Source organism: Verrucosispora sp. CNZ293, from assembly GCF_002754655.1.
The window spans coordinates 4,631,689-4,648,888 of the sequence record NZ_PEFR01000001.1 but is presented as its reverse complement, the minus strand read 5'-3'; the positions used below and the strand labels follow the sequence as shown (position 1 = coordinate 4,648,888).

General features: G+C 72.1%; 14 protein-coding genes and 1 pseudogene. 5 read left to right on the top strand and 10 right to left on the bottom strand.

The genetic code is table 11. The features are described from left to right. Window positions 1–9: 9 nt before the first annotated feature. From CLT74_RS30880 to CLT74_RS21195, 8 genes and pseudogenes are all read right to left on the bottom strand, one after another. Window positions 10–147, bottom strand: coding sequence for a hypothetical protein (locus CLT74_RS30880; RefSeq protein WP_165437957.1), 138 nt, complete (start codon window positions 145–147; stop codon window positions 10–12). A 218-nt stretch (window positions 148–365) separates the two neighbouring features. Then, a complete protein-coding gene (locus tag CLT74_RS21230) occupies window positions 366–1,841 on the bottom strand; it encodes a dihydrolipoamide acetyltransferase family protein (protein WP_099852524.1) in 1,476 nt (491 codons plus the stop codon). Between the two features lie 5 nt (window positions 1,842–1,846). Continuing rightward, window positions 1,847–2,836: an alpha-ketoacid dehydrogenase subunit beta gene (locus CLT74_RS21225; protein WP_099848225.1), complete on the bottom strand. Its 990-nt coding sequence runs from the start codon at window positions 2,834–2,836 to the stop codon at window positions 1,847–1,849. Continuing rightward, window positions 2,836–4,010: pseudogene (gene pdhA, locus CLT74_RS21220) on the bottom strand (pyruvate dehydrogenase (acetyl-transferring) E1 component subunit alpha). The gene CLT74_RS21225 and the pseudogene pdhA overlap by 1 nt, the downstream one beginning before the upstream one ends. 637 nt (window positions 4,011–4,647) lie before the next feature. Beyond that, complete coding sequence (locus CLT74_RS21210; protein ID WP_486582450.1) at window positions 4,648–5,340, bottom strand: hypothetical protein; 693 nt, start codon at window positions 5,338–5,340, stop codon at window positions 4,648–4,650. A gap of 117 nt (window positions 5,341–5,457) precedes the next feature. Next, window positions 5,458–6,678, bottom strand: coding sequence for a hypothetical protein (locus tag CLT74_RS21205; protein ID WP_099848220.1), 1,221 nt, complete (start codon window positions 6,676–6,678; stop codon window positions 5,458–5,460). A 51-nt stretch (window positions 6,679–6,729) separates the two neighbouring features. Further along, window positions 6,730–8,406: a GTPase gene (locus CLT74_RS21200; protein ID WP_099852518.1), complete on the bottom strand. Its 1,677-nt coding sequence runs from the start codon at window positions 8,404–8,406 to the stop codon at window positions 6,730–6,732. A 5-nt stretch (window positions 8,407–8,411) separates the two neighbouring features. Then, on the bottom strand, window positions 8,412–10,277 hold the full coding sequence (locus tag CLT74_RS21195) for a GTPase domain-containing protein (protein WP_143697194.1): 1,866 nt from the start codon (window positions 10,275–10,277) through the stop codon (window positions 8,412–8,414). Between the two features lie 220 nt (window positions 10,278–10,497). On the opposite strand from CLT74_RS21195, the gene dnaK reads away from it, so the two are divergent. From dnaK to CLT74_RS21170, 5 genes are all read left to right on the top strand, one after another. Then, window positions 10,498–12,375 (top strand): molecular chaperone DnaK, encoded by a 1,878-nt coding sequence (gene dnaK / locus CLT74_RS21190; protein WP_099848218.1) that lies wholly within the window; start codon window positions 10,498–10,500, stop codon window positions 12,373–12,375. 46 nt (window positions 12,376–12,421) lie between these two features. Continuing rightward, on the top strand, window positions 12,422–13,183 hold the full coding sequence (grpE, locus tag CLT74_RS21185; RefSeq protein WP_099848216.1) for a nucleotide exchange factor GrpE: 762 nt from the start codon (window positions 12,422–12,424) through the stop codon (window positions 13,181–13,183). Between the two features lie 85 nt (window positions 13,184–13,268). Further along, window positions 13,269–14,444 carry a molecular chaperone DnaJ gene (dnaJ, locus tag CLT74_RS21180; protein ID WP_099848214.1) on the top strand — a complete coding sequence of 392 codons (1,176 nt, stop codon included), beginning with the start codon at window positions 13,269–13,271 and terminating at the stop codon, window positions 14,442–14,444. Window positions 14,445–14,472: 28 nt separating this feature from the next. Then, window positions 14,473–14,910 carry a heat shock protein transcriptional repressor HspR gene (locus CLT74_RS21175; RefSeq protein ID WP_099848212.1) on the top strand — a complete coding sequence of 146 codons (438 nt, stop codon included), beginning with the start codon at window positions 14,473–14,475 and terminating at the stop codon, window positions 14,908–14,910. 179 nt (window positions 14,911–15,089) lie between these two features. Beyond that, window positions 15,090–15,326 carry a hypothetical protein gene (locus tag CLT74_RS21170; RefSeq protein ID WP_099848210.1) on the top strand — a complete coding sequence of 79 codons (237 nt, stop codon included), beginning with the start codon at window positions 15,090–15,092 and terminating at the stop codon, window positions 15,324–15,326. A gap of 55 nt (window positions 15,327–15,381) precedes the next feature. On the opposite strand, the gene CLT74_RS21165 is transcribed toward CLT74_RS21170, so the two are convergent. Beyond that, entirely contained in the window at window positions 15,382–15,810 is a 429-nt protein-coding gene (locus CLT74_RS21165; protein WP_099848208.1) for a hypothetical protein, read from the bottom strand. A 172-nt stretch (window positions 15,811–15,982) separates the two neighbouring features. Next, window positions 15,983–17,194: a cation:proton antiporter gene (locus tag CLT74_RS21160; RefSeq protein WP_099848206.1), complete on the bottom strand. Its 1,212-nt coding sequence runs from the start codon at window positions 17,192–17,194 to the stop codon at window positions 15,983–15,985. Between the last annotated feature and the right edge of the window lie 6 nt (window positions 17,195–17,200).

Sequence of the window (17,200 nt, the reverse complement as noted above, 5' to 3'; positions counted from 1 at the left end):
CGTGTGGCGTCAGTGCATGTGACGCTGGGCGATGGCGAGGATCTCGTCGCGGACCGCAGGCGAACTGGCGGAGCGCAGTGCCCGCTCGATGGCGCGGGCGCGGCGGCTGGCGTCGCGGCGGTTGCGGATTCGCTCGATCATGCTCATGGTGTCTCTCCTCCTGGGCTATTCGGTTGTCGTCCCGTCGTCCCTTCCATTGAAGCGCAGTGCCGCAGGGATTTCCAGCGATTATTAGGTGAGCTGGGCCACCAGCCTACGAATCTTAAGTCATCAACCCCGAATGTCGACTCATTCTTCGCCCAACGGCAACGGCCGGTGTGCCGGGCGTCAACCCCTGGCACACCGGCCGTCGCCGTCGTCGCGGATCAGGTCCAGGCGAGCAGCGCCGCCTCCGGGTCGGCGAGGAAGTCGCCGATGTCGCGGAGGAACTTCGACCCCAGCTCACCGTCGATGATCCGGTGGTCGAAGGAGAGACCGAGCGTGGTGACCAGGCGCGGCTTGACCTTGCCCTTGTGGACCCACGGCTGTTCGCGTACCGCACCGAAGGCCAGGATCGCGGACTCACCCGGTGGCAGGATCGGCGTACCGGTGTCCACCCCGAACACCCCGACGTTTGTGATCGTCAGAGTGCCGCCGGACATGTCGGCCGGCGAGGTCTTGCCGGCCTTGGCGGTCTGCACCAGGTCGGTCATCGCGTCGGCCAGCTCACGTAGGGTCAACCGGCCGGCGTCCTTGATGTTCGGCACGATCAGGCCGCGCTCGGTGGCCGCCGCGATGCCGAGGTTGACGTACTCCTTGACGACGATCTCGTCGCCGGCCCAGCTGGAGTTGACCATCGGGTGTCGCCGGACCGCCAGCAGCACCGCCTTGGCGACCAGCAGCAGCGGTGAGACCCGTACGTCGCGCCACTCCCGCCGCTCGCGCAGCCGGTCCAGCGCCTTCATCGCCCGGGTCACATCCACCGTCAGGAACTCGGTGACGTGCGGGGCGGTGAAGGCCGAGCGGGACATGTTCTCCGCGGTGAGCCGGCGTACTCCCTTGACCGGGATGCGCTGCTCGCGGTCCGCGCCGAAGCTCGCGGCCGAGCTGGCCGCGGTGGCGACCGGCGACGGCTCGGCCGCCGCCGGGACCGCCGCCCGCTGTACGTCCTCGCGGGTGATCGAACCCGCTGGCCCGGACCCGGTGAGCGTGGCCAGGTCGACCCCGAGATCCTTGGCGAGCTTGCGGACCGGCGGCTTGGCCAGCACCGGCCCACCGGCCCGCCCGTTGCCGTTCACCGCAGGCGCAGGCGCAGGCGCAGGGGCGACCGGTGCCGCAACGGCCCGTGCCGGCGTCGGCTGGACCGGCGCCGTCGGTACCGCCGTGTTGCCGGCCGGCCCGGTGGCCTTGCGGGGGCGACGCTTGGCCGCCGTGGTGCGCGGGCCGTAACCGACCAGCACGGCGGTACGGCCACCCGGGGCGGGACCGCCGATGAGGCCGGGCTCGACCGCACCCTCGGCCGGCGCGACCTCGACGGCGGCCAACGACGCCGCCGACGGGACAGGCAGGTCGGCGGCGGGTGCACCAGTGGTCGACTGCTCGACCGGGCCCGCGCCGGGGTCGGTGTCGATCGCGATGATCGGGGTACCGACCTCGACTGTGGTGCCCTCCGGGTGGAAGATCGCCTGAACCTGGCCGGCCCACTTCGCCGGGATCTCCACGGCCGCCTTGGCCGTCTCCACCTCGACGATCGGCTGGTTCAACTCGATCGTGTCGCCCACCTTGACCAGCCAGGCGAGGATCTCACCCTCGGTCAGGCCCTCGCCCAGGTCGGGCAGGTTGAACTCCTTGATTCGCGACATGCCGCTCACCACCCGAAGGTGCGGTCGACGGCGTCGAGCACCCGGTCGAGGTCGGGAAGGTACTCCTCCTCCACCCGGGCCGCCGGGTAGGGGGTGTCGAAGCCGGTCACCCGCAGCACCGGGGACTCCAGGGAGTAGAAGCACTCCTCGGTGATCCGGGCCGCGATCTCCGCGCCCATGCCCAGGTTGCCCGGAGCCTCGTGCACCACCACCGCGCGGCCGGTACGGCGCACCGACTCGTACACCACGCCGAGGTCCAGTGGGGAGAGCGTGCGCAGGTCGATGACCTCCAGGTTCCGCCCGTCCTCGGCGGCGGCGGTCGCCGCGTCGAGGCAGGTACGCACCATCGGGCCGTACGCCAGCAGGGTGACGTCGGTGCCGGCCCGCGCGACCCGGGAGGCGTGCAGCGGGTACGCATCGGACAGCGGGGCGTCCAGATCGACGGACCCCTTCTCCCAGTAACGCCGCTTCGGCTCCAGGAACACGATCGGATCGTCCGAGGCGATGGCCTGCTGGATCATCACGTAGGCGTCCTGCGGGTTGGCGCAGGAGACCACCTTGAGCCCGGCGGTGTGCGCGAAGTACGCCTCGGGCGACTCCGAGTGGTGCTCCACCGCGCCGATGCCGCCGCCGAACGGGATCCGGATCACCATCGGGATGTTGAGCTTGCCCCGCGACCGGTAGTGCATCTTCGCCACCTGCGACACGATCTGGTCGTACGCGGGGTAGACGAAACCGTCGAACTGGATCTCGCAGACCGGCCGGTAGCCCCGGATGGCCAGGCCGACAGCGGTGCCGATGATGCCGGACTCGGCGAGCGGGGTGTCGATCACCCGCTGGTCGCCGAAGTCCTTCTGCAACCCGTCGGTGATCCGGAAGACGCCGCCGAGCTTGCCGACGTCCTCGCCCATGATGATGACCTTCGGGTCGTTCTCCAGTGCCTTGCGCAGGCCCACGTTGAGGGCCTTGCCGAGGGTGAGCGTCTCCGTGGCCATCAGTGCGCGCTCCCCTCGAACGACTCGAAGTACCGGCTGAACTGTGCGCGCTGCTCGTCGAGCAGCGGCGACCCGTTGGGGTAGACGTGGTCGAACATGGTGCCCGGCTCCGGGTTCGGCATCGCGAGCACCCGCTCACGCAGGTCGACAGCCTCGCGGCGGGCCTGCTCGTCGACCTCGGTGAAGAAGCCGGCGTCGGCGATCTTCTCCCGGTCCAGGAAAGCCTTCATCCGGGCGATCGGGTCCTTGGCCTGCCACGCCTCGACCTCGCTGGCGATCCGGTAGCGGGTCGGGTCGTCGGAGGTGGTGTGCGCGCCCATCCGGTACGTGTACGCCTCGATCAGGCTCGGGCCCTGCCCGTGCCGGGCGTTGTCCAGCGCGTGCCGGGTCACCGCGTACGTGGCAAGCACGTCGTTGCCGTCCACCCGGATGCCCGGGAAGCCGAAGCCGGCGGCCCGCCGGTAGAGGGGGATGCGGGTCTGCCGCTCCAGCGGCTCGGAGATGGCGTACTGGTTGTTCTGGCAGAAGAACACCAACGGGGAGTTGAACACGCCGGCCCAGACGAACGCCTCGTTGACGTCGCCCTGGCTGGTGGCGCCGTCGCCGAAGTAGGCGATCACCGCCTCGCCGTCGTCGGTGCCGGTCTTGCCGTCCATCGCGACGCCCATGGCGTAACCGGTCGCGTGCAGGGTCTGCGCCCCGATCACGATCGTGTACATGTTGAACTTGAACTCGTTCGGGTCCCAGCCGCCCTGGTCGACCCCGCGGAACAGGCCCAGCGGCATGATCGGGTCGATGCCACGGCAGTAGAGCACGCCGTGCTCGCGGTAGGTGGGGAACGCCATGTCCTGCGTACGCAGGGCCCGGCCGGAACCGACCTGCGCCGCTTCCTGGCCGAGCAGGCTCGCCCAGATGCCCAGCTCACCCTGCCGTTGCAGGGCCGTCGCCTCGGCGTCCAGCTTCCGGACCAGCACCAGGTCGCGGTAGAGGCCGCGGTACTCCTCGTCGGTGAAGTCGACGCGGTACTCGGTGCCGTCCGGGCCGGTCACGCTCTCGATCCGCTCACCTTCGGGGTGAGCAGCTGCACCAGCTCCGGATCGCCGGTCGTGGCTTTCCTGGATCGGGGCGCGGCGCGCCGGCCGCGCGTGGGGCCCCCGGGGTCGCCCTTTGCCATCCGTCTCTCCCTGTCGTGTCTGCGTCGGCACCGGGGGGTCACCCGGCCGCGCGACTCGTGCGCCCGATCCCGGCTGGTGCCGGGACCGGTTCCTGGCGACCGCGCCTGACCCCGGTGGGGGTTGCCGCGCGGCCTGAGCCGGATTCATGGCCGAACCCGGTTCGGGAGCGCCGACGCCCAGTCGCGCCTACCGCGTGGGTGCGCGGAGGTCGCGGCTGCGCTGCCGCCGTGGCTCCAGTTTCGCATCAGAGGTGAGGCGTCCCACACCCCGCCCGCCCCGCATCCGCTGGCCGGCCCGCTTCGTTACCCGAAGTGCCGGAGTGTCGGGTCGAACGACGCGCGACCGATCCGGTGGTGGTTCGTCACCATTCGGCCAGATACGCGTGTCGACACGCTGTGTGGGGTTGGCTGACTCAGAGTTACTGGCCCAGGCTGATCGCACGGGCCGGAACCAGCTTCCGCCGGCCCGGCGGGGTTGCCGTCGGGCGACCCTGGCCAGGGGCGACGACGAGGAGTGCGTGGTGTCCGAACCAGGTGAAGGTCCCGGGACGCCGATCCTCGGCCGGCACCGGGCGTCCGGCTATCGCCGAGTGGTCGGTGCACATCGGGCCGCGCCCAACGCCGGGCCCACCCGGGGCTATCTGCTGACCGTGGCGCTGCTCGCCGGCACCGCCTCGATGCCGGTCCTCGCCGCGATCAGCACCGGCTCCGCGACGGTCGGCAGCACCGCGCTGCCGGACGGCGGCACGCCGTTCATCCCGACGCCCTCCGTCGGACCGGTGGTGGTCCTGCCGCCACCCACAGGTGCTCCGACGTCCGCCGTCACCGCGGTGCCGTCGGTCGAGCCCGCGGCACCACCGGTCAGCCCGGTGGTGCCGACGCGACGGTTGACGACCGCCGGCACGCCTGTCGAGCGTGCGCCGGCCCGCCGCCCCGGCGCGCCGGCGACCGTGCCGGCTCCCCGGCCGCCCACGAACACGCCGGCGCCCCGCCCGGCACCCACCTCGACCCGTACGCCAACGCCCTCACCGGCCCCGCCGAGCGCTTCGCCCTCCCCGACAGGCGATCCGGACCCACCGACCGCCTCGGCCGACCCGAGTGACCCGGTCGATCCGAGCGCGTCGAGTGATCCGCCGCCGACCTCGGACCCGAGCCCGTCGAGCGATCCCTCCGCTTCCGTCGATCCGAGCGCGTCGAGTGATCCGCCGCCGACCTCGGACCCGAGCCCCTCGGGCGAGCCGTCCGCTTCCGCGTCGCCGAGCGTCTCGGCTGGTCCGTCGGTCGACCCGGACGAGCCCACGTCGGACTCCTCGCCGTCGATCGCATTCACCGAACCGGTGCTGCCCGGCGCGGCGGAGCGCAACGGCAGCGCTCGATCCCGGGCCCGGATCCGCCTGCGCGACAGGTGCCGAACCCGCCGCCGGTCGACGGGCCGGTGACGGGTAGCTCAGCCGTCGTCGGCCAGGCGGTGCCGGTTGGCCTCGATCCAGGCGTCCAGGGCCGCCGGGTCGTCCGGGTCGACGCCGTCCGCCATCAACTGGGCCACCGCGGCGGTGGCCGGGCTGCGCCGCTCGCCTGTCGCATAGAGCCGGACGAACTCCGGCACCATCTCCTCGATCGCGCTGTCCGTCGCGGTGACGGCTGAGTCAGGCAGCCCGCGCCGGCGGGCCGCGTACCCGGCCCAGGCGCGCAGTACCCGGGGCAGCATCGCCGCGTCGTCCATGTCGAGCACAGCCCGGCGGTGCACCCAGTCGAGCAGGAAGAGACCGGCGACCGTCGGACTCCACCGCAGCGGATCGGCGTCGGGGAAGGTGGCCGCGTGATCCAGCAGCAGGCCCAGGCAGAAGTGCAGGGAGGCCAGTTCGGCGCCGTCGACGGCGTCCAGCCCGGCCCGGGCGGCGTCCGGTGAGGCCAGGAAGCGGCGGATCTCGGCGGCCCGTTCAGCCTCGGGCAACGGGTCGTCGGCCTGCCGGGGCGGTGGCGCGGTCGTGGCCGGCAGGACCGCCAGCCGGGCCCCGACGAGCGCCCGGTCGGTGGCCAGCGAGGCGGCACCGGGTAGCTGCCCCAGATGGTCGGTGACGGCCAGGTGTCGGCTCACCTGATCGCGCATCCGGGTCGGGCTCTCCTCCCGGAACCAGGTCAGCTCGTCCTCGGCGCACAACTGCCGGACCTGCTCCAGGATCCGGTCCGCCGGGCCGCCGACGAAGACGTCCTTGGTGATGCCGATGTTGTGGTCGATCAGGGCCACGAGGGCGTGCTCCGGCCCTCCGGTGGCGTCGTCGTAGGCGAAGGTGGCCAGGTAGGAGGTCTGGTCGCCGTACACATCGCCGTACGCCCAGGTGCCGGTGAGGTGTACCTTGCCGAGTTGCCCGGACCAGGCCGGTGCGGTCGCGCCGGGCCGGACCCGGTCCGCGCCGGCCGCGTCGGGCACCAGGGCGGCGAAGACGGCCCGGACAGTGGTCGCCGCGACCGCCCGCCGCCGCGAGGTGGCGGCGAGGAAACCGCCCACGAAGTCCCGTACCGCCGCCTCCCGGTCTGTCTCGGCGACCTCGTACACGCTGCCCAGCAGCGCGGCACCGAGCATCTCCGCGTCGAAGGCCGAGTCGAGCTTGGTCACGTCGCGTGCGGCGTGCAGCACCGCGTCGTAAGGGGTCTGTGGCGTGGCCATGACCCGACCCTACGCCGATCGTGTGGCGTCCAGGAACGTTCACCGGCCGGGTCAGCGATGTCGGGCGACCTCAAGGACGGTGCGTGCGTCGGCATGCGCGGCGATCACGTTACGTACCGGCTCCAGCACGTGCTGTTCGCCGACGCTGGCCACGGCCCGGATAAGCTGCGCCTCCGCCCGCTGGCGGGCCCGGCGGGCGGCCCACCTCACCAGCGGACGGGTCAGCGCCGCGACGAGCAGCCCGGTCAGCAACCCACCGAGCAGCAACAGGGTCGGCACCGGCACCTCACCGACCATCGGATGCCGTAGCTCCGGCAACCCCAACGCGCGCATCGCGTAGCCGAGGGCCAGCCAGGCCAACCCGGCCACCGCGGCGAGCGTCACCAGCCACTGCACCCCGCCCACCAGCCGCCACCAGGTGCGGGGGCGGCTCATCCCGAGGTCGGTGCCGGCGAGCGCCCCGTCCAGGGCGTCCGGCAGGTCGCCGAGGCGGGACCGGGCCGCCGCGGCCATCGCGTCCGGCCAGGCATTCGGCAGCCCGGCCCCGGCCCGCTCGGCCACCGTACGCAGCGCCAGCGCCAGCGCCGACTTGTCGGCCGCGCTGGGCTCCGGTACGGAGGTGGCGGCCACCAGGTTCTCCTCGGGGTCACCACCGATCCGCCGGTCGGGCAGGTGCAGCCGGCGCAGCGGGTCGGCCCGCAGTCGCCGCCAGAGCCGCATCAACGGCCAGCCGGTGGCCGCTGCGGCGCGATGCCGGTACGCCTGCTCGACCGCCACCACGACGGTCGGCACTCCGGCTGCCGCGCAGAGGGCGCGGTCCAGCGCGGCGACCGCCGGATCGTCTGCGGCGAGCGCGGTGCGGGGTGCACCGACCATGTCGTCGAGCGCGGCGACGACGGCGTCCACGTCACCGGAGAGACGCCGCAGCGCGGCCTGTCGTTCGGCGACGGTGCGCTCCAACGCGGCCCGCAACCGCTCCGGGCCGTCCGGATCGGCGACGCTGGTGGCCAGCAGGGGCACCCCGTCCAGGCCGTCGGCGTCGAGCAGGCGGCGCAGGTCGGCCAGCACCCGGGGCACCTCGGTGGGGGGCAGCCGGTCGGTCTGGTTGAGCACGACCACCGTCACGTCCCGGTGGCTGCGGAACTCGCGGAGGTAGCTGCGGTGCATCACCCGGTCGGCGTACTTCTGCGGGTCGACCACCCAGACCACCAGGTCGACGAGGCCGAGCAGGCGGTCCACCTCCAGCCGGTGCGAGTGCTGGACGGAGTCGAAGTCGGGCAGGTCGAGCAGGATCAGCCCGTGCATCGTCGACTCGTCGTCGCCGTCGAGCAGGCTCTCCCGCACGAATCGGTGGCGGGGTAGCACGCCGAGCCAGTCGAGCAGTCGGGTGCCACCGTCGAGCGGGCCCCAGACGCAGGCGTGGGTGACACCTGTGGTCGGCCGGCGTACCCCGACGGGTGAGAGATCCATCCGGGCCATCGCATTGAACAGGCTCGACTTGCCGCTGCCGGTCGCGCCGGCCAGCGCCACCACCGTGTGGTCGCGCGACAGCGCCAGCCGGGTGCCGGCCCGTTCGACAAGGGTGCGTGCCGGCACCAGCGGAGTGTCCGGCAGGTGGCCGTCGACGATGCCGAGGAACCGCCGTACCGCCTCCAGCCTGGCCACCAGTTGGTCGGCGTCCACCCGCCCGTCGGCGATCCGCAACGCCTCACGGAGGCGTCCGCCCATGCCGGTCACGGCCGCTCCCCATCGGTCACCGGGGCGTCGCCGCCCACCGGTTGGACACTGCGCACGGGTGCGGCGTCGGCGAAGCCGCTGCTCAGCCGGGCCGTCTCCACCCGTTCGGCCGCCTGGCGCAGCGCCGTCGCGCTGCGGGCCGCCGGTCGGGCCTGCCGGGTCCGCGCGAGATAGCGGGTCGCCTCCTCGTCCAGCAACACGGTCACCCGTTCCAGCAGGTCCTCCCGGGCCTTGCGGGCCAGCGTACGCACGGCCTGATCGCCGAAGATCGCCTGGAGGACCGCCTGTCCGGCGAGGGTGGTGCCGGCCCCGGTGGCGACCTCCAGCCCGGTCGGGATGAAGGCGGTGGAGGCGAAGACCGCGATCATCACGGCCAGCCCGGTCGCGTTCACCGCGTACGCCGCCGTCCGCGCCACGAAGCGTCGGTCGCCGCCCTCGGCCCGGACCAGCTCCAGCACGCCGCGCTGCCAGTCCCGGACCAGCCGCTCGGCGCGCTGCGGCAGGTCGGCGGAGTGGTGGGCGAGGTCGGGTTCGAGCAGGGCCGCGCCGGCCGGGTGCGCCTTCCAGCCGGTGTACGCGTGCTCAGCCGCCTCGGCGGCCACGCCCCGCAGCAGGGTGACAAGTTGCGACTCGATCGCGTCCCGCAGCTCGGTGGCGGGGGCCGGACGGCCGGAGAAGGCGGCCATGAGCCGGTCCCGCAGTCGACCGATCCGCGCCTCGAGGGTGCGGAAGATGTCGCTGGTGCCGATGAACTCCTGCCACCTGGCGAGCACCTCACCACGGAGCAGTCGACCGTCGCGCAGCCCCTGCTCGACGGTCCGGTTCGCGGCCCGGTACGCCGCACGTACCCGGTCGTCCATCGCGTCGGCGGCGGCGACCTGCTCGTCGACGGCGGCGGCCAGGCTCTCGACCGTGGGGTGCAGGAGGGCCAGCGCGCCGCCGAGCGTCTGGCGGACCACCGCCGAGCGGGCCTCCGCGTCGGCGGCGAGCCGGGCGAACCAGTCCGCCAGCGGCGCGGTGCTCCGGCCCGGTAGCAGGCCCTGCCCGTCGACCCAGGTCTCCGGGAGCACGAACAGTGGCGCCGAGTCGAGACCCTGCTCGGCGAGCATCTCGGCGAGGTGGGTGGCCACCTCGTCGGTCGCCTCCGCGGGTACCCGGTTGAGCACCAGGGCGAGCACCGCACCTCTGGACCGCGCGCCGTGCAGCAACTCCCAGGGGACGGCGTCGGCGTAACGGGCGGCGGTGGTGACGAAGAGCCAGAGGTCGGCGGCGGCGAGCAACTGGTTGGCCAGCGCCCGGTTGGCGTCGACCACCGAGTCGATGTCGGGGGCGTCCAGGAAGGCCAGCCCCGGTGGCAGCGCCGGGGCGGTGACCAGGTGCAGGGTGCGGGGATCGTCGCCGGGCTGATTGGTGCGGGTCAGGCCGGGCAGCAGCTCCCCTCGGCGGAACCAGGCCGAGTCGGCCGGGTTGCAGACCAGCACCGGGGACCGGGTGGTGGGCCGTAGCACCCCGGCAGCGCTGACCCGGGCCTGCACCAGGCTGTTGACCAGTGTCGACTTGCCGGCGCCGGTGGAGCCGCCGACCACCACGAGCAGCGGTGCGTCGAGGCGGGCCAGACGGGGCAGCAGGTAGTCGTCGAGCTGGTCGGCGAGGGCGGCGACGGTGCGCGCGGCCGGCTCGGCCGAGGGCAGGGCCAGCGGGAACCGGGCCTCACCGATCGCGGCACGCAGGCCGGTCAGGGCGTCTGGCAGGGTGTCGTCCCCGGTGGCCGCGGGCCGGTCCTCCCCGGCGCCGGTGGTCCCGGTGCGGGCTGCGACGGCGGGCGCGCCGGACAGTGAGGCGGAATCGCCGTGCGTCGTCACCGCTAAAGCGTGCCCGACCGACACAAGGTAAGACAACCGGTCAGTAGGACTGACGAGTTGCGCCGATCCGACTCAACCCTGACTTGACGATTCCCGGGGGCGTGGCACTATTGAGTCAAGTTCACTCAACTTGAGGTGGGGGCGCTGGGGGCGGCAACCGCCGCGCAGCGCGACGGGAGGGCCCGTCACCTGCTCAACGTAACGAAGCGAGGAAGCGAAGATGGCACGTGCGGTCGGTATCGACCTCGGCACGACGAACTCCTGCGTCAGCGTTCTGGAGGGCGGTGAGCCCACCGTCATCGCCAACGCTGAGGGCTCGCGGACGACCCCGTCGATCGTCGCGTTCGCCCGTAACGGCGAGGTGCTCGTCGGTGAGGTCGCCAAGCGTCAGGCGGTGACGAACCCGGACCGGACGATCCGTTCGGTCAAGCGGGAGATCGGCACCAACTGGTCCGTCGACATCGACGGCAAGAAGTACACCCCGCAGGAGATCTCGGCCCGGACGTTGATGAAGCTCAAGCGGGACGCCGAGGCGTACCTGGGTGAGCAGATCACCGACGCGGTGATCACCGTCCCGGCCTACTTCAACGACGGCCAGCGTCAGGCCACCAAGGAGGCCGGTGAGATCGCCGGCTTCAACGTGCTGCGGATCGTGAACGAGCCGACCGCGGCCGCGCTGGCGTACGGGCTCGACAAGGGTTCCAAGGAACAGACCGTCCTGGTCTTCGACCTCGGCGGCGGCACCTTCGACGTGTCGTTGCTGGAGCTGGCCGAGGGCGTCATCGAGGTCAAGTCGACGAGCGGTGACAACCTGCTCGGCGGCGACGACTGGGACCAGCGGATCATCGACCACCTGGTGAAGACCTTCCGGGGCGAGCACGGCATCGACCTGTCGCAGGACAAGATGGCGATGCAGCGCCTCAAGGAGGCCGCCGAGAAGGCCAAGATCGAGCTTTCCGCCGCCACCACCAGCAACATCAACCTGCCGTACATCACCGCCGGTGCCGCCGGTCCGCTGCACCTGGACGTGACGCTCAGCCGGGCCGAGTTCCAGCGGATGACCCAGGATCTGCTGGACCGCTGCAAGGGCCCGTTCGAGCAGGCCGTGAAGGACGCCGGGATCAAGGTCTCCGACGTCGAGCACGTGATCCTGGTCGGTGGCTCGACCCGGATGCCGGCGGTGACCGACCTGGTCAAGCAGCTCACCGGCCGCGAGCCCAACAAGGGCGTCAACCCGGACGAGGTCGTCGCCGTGGGCGCCGCCCTTCAGGCCGGTGTGCTCAAGGGCGAGGTCAAGGACGTCCTGCTGCTCGACGTGACGCCGCTGAGCCTGGGCATCGAGACCAAGGGCGGCATCTTCACCAAGCTCATCGAGCGCAACACCACGATCCCGACCAAGCGCTCCGAGGTGTTCACCACCGCCGACGACAACCAGCCGTCGGTGCTGATCCAGGTCTTCCAGGGCGAGCGTGAGATCGCCGCGTACAACAAGAAGCTCGGCACCTTCGAGCTGACCGGCCTCCCGCCGGCCCCGCGCGGCGTGCCGCAGATCGAGGTCACCTTCGACATCGACGCGAACGGCATCGTCAACGTCCACGCCAAGGACCTGGGCACCGGCAAGGAACAGAAGATGACCATCACCGGCGGCTCCTCGCTGCCGAAGGACGACATCGAGCGGATGCGCCGGGACGCCGAGGAGCACGCGGAGGAGGACAAGCGCCGCCGCGAGGAGGCCGAGACCCGCAACGTGGCCGAGGCCCTGCAGTGGCAGACCGAGAAGTTCCTCGCCGAGAACGGTGAGAAGCTCCCCGCGGAGAACCGCGAGAAGCTCAACGAGGCCCTCGGTGAGCTGCGCGGCGCTCTCGGTGGCAGCGACATCGAGAAGATCAAGTCGGCGCACGAGCGGCTCGCGCAGGTCTCCCAGGAGGCGGGCTCGCTGCTCTACGCCCAGCAGGCCGAGCAGCCCCAGGAGGGCGGCGAGGCCGGTGCCGGTACGGCAGGTGGTGCCGGCGCGACCGGCGGCGCGCAGACCGGCGGCGCGCGGCCCGGTGCGGACGACGTGGTCGACGCGGAGATCGTGGACGAGGACAAGAAGTGACGGTCCTGGCCACCCGAGCTCACGGGCAGAGGGATGAGGTAGTCGTATGACGGAGAAGCCACGAGCCGCCGACCCGGGTGACACCGGGTCGGTGCCGGGTGGCTCGGCGTCCGAGCCGGCCACCGGCGACGCGCCGCGGGTCGTCATCCGCAACAACCGCAAGATCAGTCAGATCCGCGAGCCCGACGGTACGGCGGCGGACGCCGGACCGGACGTGCCGGCGGAGGGCCTGGTCGAGGAGGCCGAGGTCGTGGTCGACTCGATCGAGGTCGAGGCGAGCGCGCTCAGCGACGCGTCCACCGAAGGTCCGCCGGTCGTTGACGCGCCGGCCCAGCCGGTCGGCGAGCCGTCCGAGCCGGCTGCCGGCGGGCTGGGCGCCGAGTTGGAGGCACTCCGGGCCGAGCTGGACGAGCGCACCCGCGACGTGCAGCGGGTGTCGGCCGAGTACGCCAACTACCGCAAGCGGGTCGAGCGCGACCGTGGCCTGGTCACCGAGCAGGCGACCGGCTCCGTGCTCGCCGCGCTGCTGCCGATCCTGGACGATCTCGACCGCGCTCGGGAGCACGGTGACCTGGTCGGCCCGTTCGGTTCGGTGGCCGAGCAGCTCGTCACCGCGTTGGGCAAGTTCGGGCTGACCCCGTTCGGTGAGCAGGGCGACCCGTTCGACCCGACGCGGCACGAGGCCGTGGCCCACCAGACCTCGGCCGACGTGACCGAGCCGACCTGCGTGCAGGTGATGCGTCGGGGCTACCAGATCGGTGAGCGACTGCTGCGGCCCGCGATGGTCGCGGTAGCCGATCCGGAATAGTGCGTGACGGTGACCTGGCCGCCCCGCTCGCCGAGACCCGGTGGGCGGGGCGGACCGGGCCCGGAGGTGGGGAGGAGGTGTACGGGTGAGTTCGAAGGACTGGATCGAGAAGGACTACTACGCGGTCCTGGGCGTGGCGAAGGCCGCTCCGGCTGATGAGATCAAGAAGGCGTACCGCAAGCTGGCCCGCGAGTCGCACCCGGACCACAACCCCGGCGACGCCAAGGCCGAGGAACGCTTCAAGGCGGTGTCCGAGGCGTACGCGGTGCTCGGCGACGACGCGAAGCGCCGCGAGTACGACGAGATGCGCTCGCTGTTCGGCTCCGGCGCGTTCCGGCGCGGGGCCCGCCAGCCCGGCCAGCCGGGCGGCGTCCCGTTCGACGTCTCCGATCTGTTCGGCGGCGCGCAGCCAGGTGGCGGCCGGTTCGCCGGTGGCAACATCTCCGACCTGTTCAGCTCGATCTTCTCGGGTGGCGGAGGGGCCGGCGGCGCGCCTGGTCCGGCCCGGGGACGCGATGTCGAGACAGAGGTGGCGCTCGACTTCGACGACGCGGTACGCGGCGTGACCCTGCCGCTGACGCTGCGGGCGCCGGGTGTCTGCGACACCTGCCACGGCAACGGTGCCAAGCCCGGGACGGTGCCCCGCACCTGCCCGGTCTGCCACGGCGCCGGGGTCACCAACCGGAACCAGGGGGCGTTCAGCTTCTCCGAGCCCTGCCGCAACTGCCAGGGCGTGGGCACGGTGGTCGACGAGAAGTGCCCGGAGTGCCAGGGCACCGGCGGGGTCACCAAGACCCGTACGCTCAACGTCCGCTTCCCCGCCGGGGTGGCCGACGGCCAGCGGATCCGGCTGGCCGGCCGAGGCGAGCCGGGCGAGCGCGGCGGTCCGGCGGGTGATCTGTTCGTGCACGTGAAGGTCCGGCCGGACGAGGTCTTCGGGCGTACCGGCGACGACCTCACCCTGACCGTCCCGATCACGTTCGCGGAAGCCGTCCTCGGCACCGATCTGCGGGTACCGACCCTGGACGGCGCGGTGACCCTGCGGGTGCCGCCGGGTACGCCGAGCGGTCGCATCCTGCGGGCCCGGGGAAAGGGCGTCAGCCGCCGGGACGGGCAGAGCGGCGACCTGCTGGTCACCCTCGACGTGGTGGTGCCGGCGCGGGTCTCGGACGAGGCACGGGCCGCTCTGGAGACGTTCGCCGAGCAGACCTCGCCGGCGGCCCGGGAACATCTCGACGCGCGGGTGCGTCGATTCGGTTGATCGGTGAAGCGGTGCGGAGGTGAGCGGGATGGACGGGTTCGTCGGCTCGGATGACCCGGCATACGAGGCCAAGGTGCTGATGATCTCGGTTGCGGCGCGGATGGCGGGCATGCATCCGCAGACGCTGCGCCAGTACGACCGGCTCGGCCTGGTGCAGGCCGGTCGGGCGGCCGGCGGCGGGCGGCGGTACAGCGTCCGGGACGTGGTGCTGCTGCGCGAGGTGCAGCGGCTCAGCCAGGACGACGGCGTGAACCTCGCCGGGATCAAGCGGATCATCGGGCTGGAGCGACTGCTGGAGCAGGCGCAGCAGCGGGTCGCCCAGTTGGAGGCGGAACTCGACGCCGCGTACCGCCGGATGGCCGAGCTGGAGTCGCTGGCCCGCTTTCCCGGCCGTGATCTCGTCCCCACCAGCCAGACCTCGACCGCCCTGGTGGTCTGGCGTCCCCGGCGTAGCCCCGGGCGCTGACGCGCCGCGGTGACCTGTGGGTGTGGCCCCGAGAGCTGGGGCCACACCCCTTCCTGCTTCCGGCGTCTGGCCGGTTCGCATTTTCGGCAAACCCGAGCGGTGGACGGGTTGTCTCGATTAGCCTTCAGGAATCAGGTCTAAACCATCTCAATCCGGACTCCGATCTGGCGGGGGGAGCCATGACGGAATCGGCGAGGAAGGTGGCGGAGGAGACGGAGCACCGCCTCGACGACCTGGCTGAGAACGTCCGGCACCGGTTCGACCGGCTCACCAAGGGACGGTTCTCGGACCAGATCAGGGCCGGCCGGCTCAGCGGCCGGGGTGATCAGGTCGCCACGGACAGCCCACGGGTCGGTCGTGGTGCCGGCCAGGTACGCAGCGAGCAGCACCGTCGCGAGCGGGGCGGGTCGCGCTGACGAGCCGCCGACGTGCGGGCCGGGAGCCACGGGGGGTCCCGGCCCGTTCGGCCGTTCAGAGCCGGCGGTTCTCCCGGACCAGGCCGCCCTCACACCATTCCCGGTACACGAACAGCTCCGGCCGGGTCAGCAGTACCCGACTGTTGTGCGCCCAGGTGCGCATCATCTCGTCACCGTTGCGCTCGGCCTGGTCGACGAGCTTGCGGAAGCGACGCTTCGGGTGGGCCCGGAAGTTCGTCCGGATTCCGTCGGCGGCGTAGATGTAGAGGCAGTGCAGCGCGAACCGACGAGCCGGACAGCGGGTGTCCATGGCGAGCTCGAACAGCGTCATCACCAGCCGGTCACCGGAGACCAGCAGGTCCCAGTCGGGCGGCATCGACGTCAACGGGACTGAATCGGGGTGATAAGCCCACGCTCGCAACTCCGCCGGGGTCGGGTCGACGGGGTTGGCGAAGCCGTGGAACGCTGACTCCTGCACGCTCACCGGCCAACCTTCCGCTCTCGCCCGCGGGGGCCGTACGCCCACCGCGAACCCTGGCTGCTGGGGCGACACGTTAACGCGGTACTGGTGAGTACCGGTAGACCCTGCGGGAAGCAATTCGGCATCTCTTGGTCGGCGAGGGTCCTCCGGCCGGCCGAATCGGCAGGTCCGACGCTCACGCCCGGTTCGACGCGGCGGCAATCCGGGCCCGCTGGGCCGCCGCCCGCGTCCGTAGCCACCCCTTGAACCAGGCGAGGTCGGGCAGCCGGGCGAGCATCGACCCGGTGACGACCGTGATCAGGACGTACGTCGCGGCGAGCGCCGCCAGTTTCGGCGAGACACTGCCGGAGGCTACCGCGATCCCGGCGATGACTATGGAGAACTCGCCCCGGGGTACCAGCGCCAGGCCGGCACGCCAGCGACCCGGTTCGGCGATGCCGACCCGCCGGGCGGCCAGATAGCCGGTAAGCGTCTTGGTCGCCATGGTGGCCACCGCGAGCAGCAGCGCGGGCAGCAGTACCGGCGGAATGTGCCCCGGGTCGGTGGCGAGCCCGAAGAAGACGAAGAACACGGCGGCGAAGAGGTCGCGCACGGGAGTCAGCAACTCGGTGGCGTGGTGGGCGACCGGCCCGGAGAGCGCGATGCCGACCAGGAACGCGCCCACCGCCGCCGACACCTGCAACTTCGCGGCCAACCCGGCGACCAGCAGGGTGAGTCCGAGCACGCCGAGCAGCAGTGCCTCGGGATTGTCGGCCGCCATCGTCCGGGAGACGAGGTTGCCGAAGCGGAGCGCGACGACAAGCACCACGACCACCGTGAGCACCGCTACCCCGAGGGCCGCGCCACCCTTGACCACCCCGACCCCGGCGAGCAGTGCGGTCACCACCGGCAGGTAGAAGGCCATGGCCAGGTCCTCGACCACCAGCACGGAGAGGATCACCGGAGTCTCCCGGTTGCCGAGCCGGCCGAGGTCGGACAGCACCTTGGCGATCACACCGGAGGAGGAGACCCAGGTGATGCCGGCGAGCACCACGGCGGCTGTCCAGCCCCAGCCGAGCAGCAGCGCGAACGCGGCGCCGGGCAGCGCGTTCAGCACCGCGTCGAGCAGGCCGGCAGGTGCGGCCGCCCGCAGGTTGCCGATGAGTTCGTCGGCGGAGTACTCCAGCCCGAGCATGAGCAGCAGCAGGATCACGCCGATCTCGGCGCCAATGGCGAAGAACTCCTCGCCGGCGTTCAGCTCCAGGATCCCGCCGTGGCCGAAGGCGAGTCCCGCGAGCAGATACAGCGGGATCGGGGAGAGTCCGACCCGGCGACCGACCCGGCCGAGCAGCCCGAGCAGGAGCAGCAGTGCGCCGACCTGGACCAGCAGGTTGCTGAAGTCGTGCATCGGGGC